Genomic DNA, 9,922 nt, shown 5'->3' on the forward strand with positions numbered 1-9,922 from the left:
ATGACGGATGAGGAGGGCGTTGAGCCGACCGAGCTCCCGCCGCCGCTGGAGCCCCGCCTCCCACCGAGATGGGCGAGCGGGCAGCGGACCTTATCCAAATTCGACGGTCTGGGGCTCGCCGCCCGTCTGCTCCGGCTGGCGGTCGTCGTCGTGCTGCTGGTCGGGGCCGTCGTCGTCGCGGCGGTGACGGTCAGCGGCGTCGGGCCGCCGTCCGAACAGGACCTGCGACGCCAGGCCGGGCTGCTCGACAAGCGTCAGCTGCTGATCGGCGTCAAGGACGATCAGCCGGGGATGGCGCTGTTGCAGAACGGCGTCTACAAAGGCTTCGACGTCGAGATCGCGTACCTGGTCGCCGCCGATCTGGGCTTCGCGCCGGACGACGTGAAGTTCCTGACGATCGAGAGCGAGGACCGGGCCCGCCGACAGGCGCTCGACGTCAAGACGAACAAGATCGTCACGGTCGACCTCGTCGTGGCCACGTTCAGCATCACGCCCGAACGCAAGGCCGACCCCGACGTCACGTTCTCGGCGCCGTACCTGCGCACCGAGCAGTCGGTGCTGACCCGGCGTCCGCACGCGAAGGTCGAGGCGCTGTCCGACCTGGCCGGCAAGAAGGTCTGCACGCTGAACACGACGACGTCGGCGCAGAACCTCCGTCGGGCCGGCGTGGTGCCGGCCGGCAAGAACAAGATCAGCGAGTGCGTGAAGGGCCTGCGGTCCGGCGCCTACGAAGCCGTGTCGACCGACGCGGCGATCCTGGCCGGGTTCGTCGCCAAGGAACCGAAGACGTTCCAGATCCACGACATCGGCGCCGAGGGCAGCGAGCTCTACGGCATCAACGTCGGCACGAACAAGGCGCTCGCGACCCTGGTGAACCTCGCTCTGTACCGGTCCTACACCGACCCGGCCGACCGGCGCTGGGAGAACGCCTACGACACCTACCTCCGTCCGGAGCAGCCGTTCGCGATGCCGCAGCAGGTCGCGGTGGCCAAGCAGCCCGAGGTCTCACGACCGGCGGTGCGCATCTGGCCGTGGGAGGACGAGCGGTGACCGGCCCGATCATGCTGCCGCCGCGTCGACGGCGCGGGCGTGATCAGCAGTGGCTGCTCACCGCGCTGCCGGCGTTCCCGCTGCTCCTGCTCGTGCTGCGGCTCTGGTACCTGAGCCGCCAGGACCTGCAGACGATGCTGCTGCTGGTGCAGAACGTCAGCCCGCTGGGGCTGATCGGCTCGCTGCTGATCACGCTGATCTGGGCGCCGCCGGTGTTCATCCTGGTCGGGCGCGCGCTCGGCGGTCTGCTGCTGGTCAGCTCGATCGACGCCGGCCGGTCGTGGCTGGCCCGGGCGGCCGGGCGCACGCCGGGGTGGGTGGTGCTGTCGGCGTTCGCGGTGGCCGCGGTCACCTGGCAACTGCGGTTCCTGCCGACGCTCGGCATGCTGCTGATCGTCATCTTCGCGCTGGACGTCCGGCTGCGGTACGAAGACCATCCGAACCTCGTCCGGCTGGCGTGTGTGATCGTGCCGGTGGTGTGTTCGCTGCTCGGGTTGATTTTGTTCGGGCCGGCGGCCTGGGCCGCTGTTCGTGCTGGTGAGCCCGAGACCTGCTTCTTGTTGCTGGCGCCCGTGCTCGGGCTGCCGTTCCTGACCGGGCCGGTGCCCGCGCCGAGCGCCCGGCTGGTGACGCACTGGGTGGCGATGGCCGGGCTGGTGATCGGGCCGATCCTGGTCGCGGCGATCTTCGTCCAGGCGCCGGTGCTTCCCGCGGTGGCGGTGGAGATCAAGGCGCCGGTCGCGGACGCCGTCGGTACGCAGCAGAACGTCACGGTCGTGCGGGGCCAGGTCATCACGATCGACGACCGCTCGACGACGCTGCTCGAGTCCGGGGGCAAGGTCGAGTTCGTGCCGAACGACGCGGTGATCAGCCAGGTGCTGTGCCCGGATCCCCTCGACCCGCCGTACAGCGCGGTGAAGGTGCACGGCTGGCAGGTCGAGCGAGCCATGCTGTCGTGGCTGGCACCGTCCCGGTCGGTGACCGAGGAGCCCGACCCGCGCTGCCTAGGCCGACCGGTCGAAGGCCGCCGCTAGCTCGGCGATGCCGTCGGCGATCAGGTCGGTGGGGACGCTGGCGAAGCCGATCTTGACCGCGTTCAGCCGGCGCGGTTCGCGCAGGTGGTAGGCGTCGCTGGGCTCGATCAGGACGCCCCGGGCCCGCGCGGCCGCGGCCAGGTTGCGGCTGTTCAGCGACGGCGGCCCGGGCACCCACAACGCGGTGCCGCCGGCCGGGAACTGATCGGCTCTTCCCCAGCCCAGGTGCGTCTCCACCGCGGCGACCGTGCGGCGCCAGCGGTCACGCAGGATCGTCCGGGCCCGGCGCAGTGCCCGCGCGTAGTCGCCGGACGTGATGAGCAGCGCCAGCGCCCGCTGCTGCTGGCCGGGCGCGTGCCGGACCTGGAACCGGCGCCGCTCCCGCAGCGCGGCCACCAGCCGGGCGTCGGCGACCAGGAACCCCAGCCGCAGGCCGGGGGCCAGGAACTTCGAGAAGCTGCCGAGGTAGATCACCTGGCCCCGCCGGTCGAGGGCCTTCAGCGCGGGCGTCGGCGAACCCGAGTAGCGGAACTCGGCGTCGTAGTCGTCCTCGATGATCACCAGGTCCGGTGAGGCGTCCAGCAGCTGGTGGCGGCGCCCGATCGTCAGCGTCACGTTCGTCGGGTACTGGTGCGACGGCGTGACGGCCACGGCGTCGCACGAAGCCAGTTCCGGGCCGGGGACGAGCCCGGCGCCGTCGACGGCCAGCGGCACCAGCGTGGCGCCGGTGCGTACCGCGATGTGCCAGACGTCCGGGTAGCCCGGGTTTTCGACCGCCAGCCGGCGACCCGGCCCCAGCAGCTCGCCCGCGACCAGCGAGTGGCCCTGCTGCGACCCCAGCGTCACCAGCACCTGCGACGGGTCGGCGTCGATGCCCCGGGCCGGCAGGATGTGCCGGCACAGGGCGTCGACCAGCATCGGATCGTCGGCGTCGCCGAGGTCGGACAGGCTCGGCCAGAAGTTGGAGCCCTCCAGGGCACCGCGCAGGGCCCGGGCCCAGGCTCGGCGGGGGAAGAGGTCGGCCGACGGCTGGCCGGAGAGGAACGGATAGCGGTAGCGCTGCCAGTCCCGGGGGCGGTGCGAGATCGGTAGGTCGTCGTCCAGAACCGGCGCCAGCCGGGCGTCCCAATCGAACCGGACCGCGGCCGGAGGCAGCGCCGGACGCACCTCGGCGTTGACCGTGAGGCCCGACCGGGGGAGGGGCGTCACGTACCCCTCGGCGATCAGTTCCTGGTACGCGGTGACGACCGTGTTGCGGGAGACGCCGAGCGAGACCGCGAGCTCGCGGGAGGAGGGCAACCGCCCCTCGGCGCCGAGCCGCCCGGAGAGGATCTCGTCCTGCAGACCGGCCCGTAGCTGCCGGTACAGCGGCACCCCGCTGCCGCGGTCGAGGGCAACTGGACTCATTACAACAGCATGAACTGGATCTTGTGACTGGTCCAGATCCGGGTCACGGTGGCATCAAGCCAAGGACAGGAGACACCCATGCGCACCGTCCCGCACTGGATCGGCGGCAAACCGGCCGAGGGCCGGCAAACCGGGCCGATCTTCGATCCGAGCACCGGTTCGCAGATCGCGACGGTGGCCTTCGCCGCGCAATCCGACGTCGACGAGGTAGTTGCCGCCGCGCGCGCGGCCTTCCAGTCGTGGAAACGATCCTCGCTGGCCCAGCGGACCCGGATCCTGTTCGCGTTCCGCGAGCTGCTCGACCGCAACACCGACGAGCTGGCCCGGATCATCAGCCGCGAGCACGGCAAGACGATTCCCGACGCCAAGGGCGAGGTGGCCCGGGGCCTGGAGATCGTCGAATTCGCCTGCGGCATCGGCGAGCACATCAAGGGTGACAACTCCCCGAACGTCTCCACCGGCGTCGATTCGTTCTCGGTGCGCCAGCCGCTCGGGGTCGTCGCGGGCATCACGCCGTTCAACTTCCCGGTGATGGTGCCGTTGTGGATGTCGCCGATCGCGATCGCCTGCGGGAACACGTTCGTGCTCAAGCCGAGCGAGAAGGACCCGTCGGCCGGCGTGCGGCTGGCCGAGCTCTGGGCCGAGGCCGGGCTGCCGGACGGCGTCTTCAACGTGCTGCACGGCGACAAGGTCGCGGTCGACGGGCTGCTCACCCACCCGGACGTCGCCGCGGTGAGCTTCGTCGGCTCGACGCCGATCGCGAAGTACATCCACGAGACCGCGACCGCCCACGGCAAGCGCGTCCAGGCGCTCGGCGGGGCGAAGAACCACATGGTCGTGCTGCCGGACGCCGACCTCGACCTGGCCGCCGACGCGGCGGTGTCGGCGGGGTACGGCGCGGCCGGTGAGCGCTGCATGGCGATCTCGGTGGTCGTGGCCGTGGGGGCGATCGGGGATCAGCTGGTCGCCAAGATCGCCGACCGGATTCCGGCGGTGAAGGTCGGGCCGGGCGACGCTTCGGGGTCGGAAATGGGCCCGCTGGTCACCGCAGCCCACCGCGACAAGGTGCGCGGCTACATCGACGCGGGGGCGGAAGCTGGCGCCACGCTGGTGGCAGACGGGCGCGACATCGATATTGAAGGCGACGGCTACTGGGTCGGCCCCACGCTCTTCGACAACGTGCAGAAAGACCAGACGATCTACACCGACGAGATCTTCGGCCCGGTGCTCTCGGTCGTGCGCGCTTCCTCCTACGACGAGGCTCTGGACCTCGTGAACAGCAACCCGTACGCCAACGGCGTCGCGCTGTTCACCTGCGACGGCGGTGTCGCCCGCCAGTTCGGCCTGGACGTCGAGGTCGGCATGGTGGGCATCAACGTCCCGATCCCGGTGCCGGTCGCCACCTACTCTTTCGGGGGCTGGCGCAACTCGCTCTTCGGCGACGTCCACATGTACGGGGCGGAAGGCGTCCGGTTCTGGACCCGGGGGAAAGTGGTCACGACCCGGTGGCCCGACCCGTCGCACCGGGGTGTGGACCTCGGCTTCCCGCAGAACAAGTAGGAGTTTCTTCATGAGCCGGACCTACGAACTAGACCGGGCCCACGTCTTTCACTCCTGGTCGGCGCAGACGCTGATCAAGCCGATGGTGATCGACGGGGCGAAGGGCTCCTACGTCTGGGACGAGGAGGGCACCCGTTACCTCGACTTCACGTCGCAACTGGTGTTCACGAACATCGGGCACCAGCACCCGAAGGTCGTCGCCGCGATCCAGGAGCAGGCGGCTCGTCTGTGCACCGTGGCGCCGGCGTTCGCCAACGACGTCCGGAGCGAAGCGGCGCGGTTGATCGTCGAACGCGCGCCGGAAGGCCTGAACAAGGTGTTCTTCACCAACGGCGGCGCGGACGCGAACGAGAACGCGGTCCGGATGGCGCGCCTGCACACCGGGCGGCGGAAGGTCCTCACGACCTACCGCAGCTACCACGGGAACACGGCGACGGCGATCCAGATGACCGGTGACCCCCGCCGCTGGCCCAACGACGGCATCGCGACCGACGTGCACCATTTCTTCGGTCCGTACGCCTACCGGTCGCCGTTCTGGTCCTCCTCGGAAGAGGAGGAGGGCGTTCGGGCGCTCGAGCACCTGGAGGCGACGATCCAGCTCGAGGGCCCGTCGACGATCGCGGCCATCGTGCTCGAGACGATCCCGGGCACGGCCGGCATCCTCGTGCCGCCGGGGTCGTACCTGGCCGGCGTGCGTGAGCTGTGCGACCGGTACGGGATCGTGTTCATCGCCGACGAGGTGATGGCGGGATTCGGCCGGGCCGGCGAGTGGTTCGCGGTCGACCACTGGGGCGTCACCCCGGACCTGATCACGTTCGCGAAGGGCGTGAACTCGGGATACGTGCCCATGGGTGGCGTCATCATCTCGGACGAGATCGCGGCGACGTTCGCGGAGCGTCCGTTCCCGGGTGGGCTGACCTACTCGGGGCACCCGCTGGCGGCGGCGGCCGCGGTCGCGACGATCAACGCGATGGCCGACGAGGGCATCGTTTCGCACGCGGCCGCGGTCGGCGAGGACGTGATCGGGCCCGGGCTGCGTGAACTGGCGTCGCGGCACCCGGTGATCGGAGAGGTCCGCGGCCTGGGTGTGTTCTGGGCGCTGGACCTGGTGCGGGACCGTTCGACCCGGGAACCGCTGGTTCCGTTCAACGCCGCTGGTCCGGACAACGCCCCGATGGCGGAGCTGCTGACCGAGACGAAGAAGCGCGGTCTGATCCCGTTCGTCAACATGAACCGGATGCACGTCGTGCCTCCGTGCACGATCAGCGAGGGCGAGGTCAAAGAAGGTCTCGCGATCCTCGACGAGGTGTTCACCCTGCTGGACCGTTTTGCGGTGTAGATCTACGCCTGCCTGGTCGGGGTCGGTCGCGTTCGCGACCGGCCCCGTTCTGGTTGCGGCCGGGTCGTTCCGCTCGTCGCGTCGGGCTGGGGGAGTGCTCCTCGCGTCCTCGTTAGTACGCCTGGTGGTTACGACGCGTTAATGAAACGGTGCAGTTTATCTGTAAAGGGCATGATCTACTCAAAACGTGTCCCTACCGCTCTGTGTGCTTGCGCTGTCCCTGGGAACTGCGATCGGCGCGGCACGTGGTAGCTGCCGGTGTGCGTCGGCGTTGGTGGTTCTGGCCGTGGTCTGGGTGCTCGGGAACGGGGCCATGGAGGGTCACGTGCTGTGGACGCTGGACAGTGATCACGGGTTGACGCTGGCCGATTTGCTGACGATTCCGATGTTGGGGTTGGGCGGGTGGCGGCTCGGGCGGAGTGCTGAGGTGCAGGCTTGGGTGGCGGCTCGGGCGGAGTCTTCTGTGTCGGGGTCTTCTGCGGGCGCTTCTTCGGGGTCTTCTACGGCGGGATCTTCTAGGGCGGGATCTTCTACGGCGGGGTTTTCTTCGTCGGGGGCTTTTTCGTCCGGGGCGCTTTCCGGGGCGGTGGGGGTGGCCGCGCATCGCGCGGTGTTGGTTCGGCTCGTGGGTCGGGGGGTCGCGGGCGTCGCAGGCCTCGTGGGCCGGGGGGTCTTGGGTGTCGCGGGCGTGGCGGGTCGGGGGGTCTCGGGTGTTGCGGGCCGGAGGGCCGCGGGCCGAGGGCTGGAGGAGCGGGGATCTGTGGGCCGGGGGCTCGTGGGGCGGGGGCTCGTGGGGAGGCGGGTTCCGTTCGGGCCTCGTTCGGCGGGCCGGCTGGCAGATGCCGGGCGGGCCGGCGCGCCTGGGTCTCTGGCCGGCCGAGGCGGGCCGGGCCAGGTTGGCGTGGGTGCGTCGGGGCAGGTGGGTGTGTCGGGGCACGGCCGCGGAACGCGGCTGCCGCGGTTATGCAGTTCGTGGTCGTTGGGGTCTGCGGGTCCGCGGGTGGGGCTCGCGGAGCTGTGGGTCGCGTCCGCGGGTTGGGCGCGGGGAGCCGCGGGTGGGGTCCGGGGGTTGGGCGCGGGGAGCCGCGGGTGGGGTCCGGGGGTTGGGCGCGGGGAGCCGCGGGTGGGGTCCGGGGGTTGGGCGCGGGGAGCCGCGGGTGGGGTCCGCGGGCTCGCGGGTGCGGGTCTGCGGATCCGCGCTTCGTCTGAGCGGGTTCGGCCGGGAGGGCCGGTTCTCGTCGGGTGGTCGTCCACAGGCGGGCCGGGCGGGGCACCGGGCGGACGGGGGCGTCAGTAGGCTCGTCGCGTGCGCGTCCTCGTTATCGGATCCGGTGCCCGTGAACACGCCCTGTGCGTATCGCTGGCCGCTGACCCTGCCGTCGAGCGTCTCGTGTGCGCTCCCGGCAACGCCGGCATCGCTGCCGTCGCCCAGATCGAGCCGGTCAAAGCGACCGACCCGTACGCCGTGGCGGCCCTCGCCCGGCAGGTCGACGCCGAACTGGTGGTGATCGGCCCGGAGGCTCCGCTCATGGCGGGCGTCGCCGACATGGTGCGCGAAGAGGGCATCCCGGTGTTCGGCCCGGATGCCGCCGCCGCCCGCATCGAAGGCTCGAAGTCGTTCGCCAAGGCCGTCATGAGCGCGGCCCGGGTCCCCACCGCCGAGTCCCGCACCTGCGACGACGCGTCCCAGGTCGCCGCCGCACTCGACCTGTTCGGCGCCCCGTACGTCGTCAAGGCCGACGGTTTGGCGGCCGGCAAGGGCGTGGTGGTCACCGACGACAAAGCGGTGGCGCTCGCCCACGCCGAAGACTGCGGTCGCGTCGTCATCGAGGAGTTCCTCGATGGCCCGGAGGTGTCACTGTTCGTCATCTCCGACGGCACCACCGCGGTCCCGCTCCTCCCCGCCCAGGACTTCAAGCGCATCGGCGACGGCGACGAGGGCCCCAACACCGGCGGCATGGGCGCGTACACCCCGCTGGCCTGGCTGCCCGAGGGCTGCGTAGACCAGGTCATGCGAGACGTGGTGACGCCGACGCTCAAAGACCTGGCCAGTCGAGGCACCCCGTTCGTCGGCGTCCTGTACGTGGGCCTGGCCATCACCACCCGAGGCCCCCGGGTGATCGAGTTCAACGCCAGGTTCGGCGACCCGGAGACGCAGGTGGTCCTGGCCATGCTGGAAACGCCCCTGGGCGGCCTCCTGTGCGCAGCCGCGACCGGCAAACTGGCGTCCCACCCGCCCCTCCAGTGGCGAGACGGAGCCGCGGTCACCGTAGTGATGGCGTCGGCCGGCTACCCGGCCGGTTCTCACAGCGGAGACGTCATCACGGGCGCCGACCAGCCGGGAGTCTTCCACGCAGCCACGGCCAGGAATGAAGCCGGAGAGCTGGTGACAAGCGGCGGCCGGGTCCTGTCGGTGACGGCAGTCGGGTCGGACTTGCCGGCGGCCCGTGCGGAGGCGTACGAGAAGCTCGAACGGATCCATTTCGAGGGTGCCCAGTATCGGAATGACATTGCCGCGAAGGCCGAGTCGAACCAGGTAGCAGTCAGCTAGCCGCGCGAGCCGCGCCCCGGCGGGCCGGCCGGTCGGGGGTCGGCGGGCCGGGCTGAGGCCGGGGGTCGGCGGGCCGGGCCGAGGCCGGGGGTCGGCGGGCCGGGGTCGCCGGGCCGGGCTGAGGCCGGGGCCGGGGGTCGGTGGGCCGGGGGTCGGGCTGTGCCGGGACCGGTGCGGTCAGCCAGTGCCGGCGGGCCGGGCTGAGGTCGGCGGGCCGGGTGGGGCCGGGGCCGGGCTGAGGCCGAGGTCGGCGGGCCGGAGGTCGGGCTGGGCCGGGACCGGTGCGGTCAGCCAGTGCCAGCGGGCCGGGTTGGGGCCTGGGCTGAGGTCGGCGCGCCGGGTCGGGCTGTGCCGGGACCGGCGCGGTCAGCCAGTGCGACAGGCTGAGGCCGGGGCCGGGGGTCGGGCTGGGCCGGGACCGGTGCGGTCAGCCAGTGCCGGCGGGCCGGGTAGGGGCGGGGCTGAGGTCGGCGGGCCGGGTTGGGGCTGAGGCCCCGGGGCCGGACACAGGGTAGAGGGCCGGGGCCGGGCAGAGGGCTGGGGTCGGCGGGCTGGGGCCGCCCGGGAGTGGGTCGGCGGGCCGGAGACGGGGGGTCGGGAGCAGGTGGGTCGGCCGGGGCGGCGTCAGAGGCGGTAGGGCGGCGCCTGGGTCAGTGGCTGCGCGGCCGGCGTCGGTCTGTGCGGTACGCCTCCGCCCGCGCCTTCCGCCTCGTCCGTGACGTACCTCCTCGGACCGCGCGATTTCGTGATCTCACGACCCGCGGTCCCGATCCCGCGCCCACACTCCCACTGCCCTCGTATCTGTGCTTTGTTCCGAGCCCTCGGCACCCGCTTCGCGGCCGCGCATCGCTGATCTCTCGTCGTTACCGGGCCACCCGGCTGGCGCCGAACCCGCCTCCCGCTGCCACGCCGGCATGCCTGCGCCTCCAATCCTCGTGAAGGGCAGTCCGCGGTCTTACGAGTTTCCGGGGTCTCCGGGCC

General features: G+C 71.6%; 6 protein-coding genes. 5 read left to right on the top strand and 1 reads right to left on the bottom strand.

Annotation, left to right across the window (positions count from 1 at the left end; translation table 11 throughout):
* Both FL583_RS32110 and FL583_RS32115 read left to right on the top strand, forming a co-directional pair.
* A complete protein-coding gene (locus tag FL583_RS32110; RefSeq protein ID WP_142708627.1) occupies window positions 1-1,050 on the top strand; it encodes a transporter substrate-binding domain-containing protein in 1,050 nt (349 codons plus the stop codon).
* Window positions 1,047-2,084, top strand: coding sequence for a hypothetical protein (locus tag FL583_RS32115; protein WP_142708628.1), 1,038 nt, complete (start codon window positions 1,047-1,049; stop codon window positions 2,082-2,084). The genes FL583_RS32110 and FL583_RS32115 overlap by 4 nt, the downstream gene beginning before the upstream one ends.
* On the opposite strand, the gene pdxR is transcribed toward FL583_RS32115, so the two are convergent.
* Window positions 2,055-3,491 carry a MocR-like pyridoxine biosynthesis transcription factor PdxR gene (pdxR, locus tag FL583_RS32120; RefSeq protein ID WP_142708629.1) on the bottom strand — a complete coding sequence of 479 codons (1,437 nt, stop codon included), beginning with the start codon at window positions 3,489-3,491 and terminating at the stop codon, window positions 2,055-2,057. The genes FL583_RS32115 and pdxR overlap by 30 nt on opposite strands.
* A 78-nt stretch (window positions 3,492-3,569) precedes the next feature.
* Between pdxR and FL583_RS32125 the strand changes: the two genes are divergently transcribed.
* From FL583_RS32125 to purD, 3 genes are all read left to right on the top strand, one after another.
* On the top strand, window positions 3,570-5,051 hold the full coding sequence (locus FL583_RS32125) for a CoA-acylating methylmalonate-semialdehyde dehydrogenase (protein ID WP_142708630.1): 1,482 nt from the start codon (window positions 3,570-3,572) through the stop codon (window positions 5,049-5,051).
* 10 nt (window positions 5,052-5,061) lie between these two features.
* The gene (locus FL583_RS32130) at window positions 5,062-6,390 is read left to right on the top strand and encodes an aspartate aminotransferase family protein (RefSeq protein ID WP_142708631.1); all 1,329 of its coding nucleotides are present in this window, start codon (window positions 5,062-5,064) and stop codon (window positions 6,388-6,390) included.
* Window positions 6,391-7,696: 1,306 nt separating this feature from the next.
* Window positions 7,697-8,941 (top strand): phosphoribosylamine--glycine ligase, encoded by a 1,245-nt coding sequence (purD, locus tag FL583_RS32135; protein ID WP_142708632.1) that lies wholly within the window; start codon window positions 7,697-7,699, stop codon window positions 8,939-8,941.
* The last annotated feature ends 981 nt before the right edge of the window (window positions 8,942-9,922 follow it).

Origin of the sequence: Cryptosporangium phraense (assembly GCF_006912135.1) — a bacterium.
Classification (GTDB): domain Bacteria; phylum Actinomycetota; class Actinomycetes; order Mycobacteriales; family Cryptosporangiaceae; genus Cryptosporangium; species Cryptosporangium phraense.

Coding starts and splice junctions, on each gene's coding strand:
- FL583_RS32110 (WP_142708627.1), top strand. CDS start 1: ATGACGGATGAGGAGGGCGTTGAGCCGACCGAGCTCCCGCCGCCGCTG.
- pdxR (WP_142708629.1), bottom strand. CDS start 3,491: ATGAGTCCAGTTGCCCTCGACCGCGGCAGCGGGGTGCCGCTGTACCGG.
- FL583_RS32125 (WP_142708630.1), top strand. CDS start 3,570: ATGCGCACCGTCCCGCACTGGATCGGCGGCAAACCGGCCGAGGGCCGG.
- FL583_RS32130 (WP_142708631.1), top strand. CDS start 5,062: ATGAGCCGGACCTACGAACTAGACCGGGCCCACGTCTTTCACTCCTGG.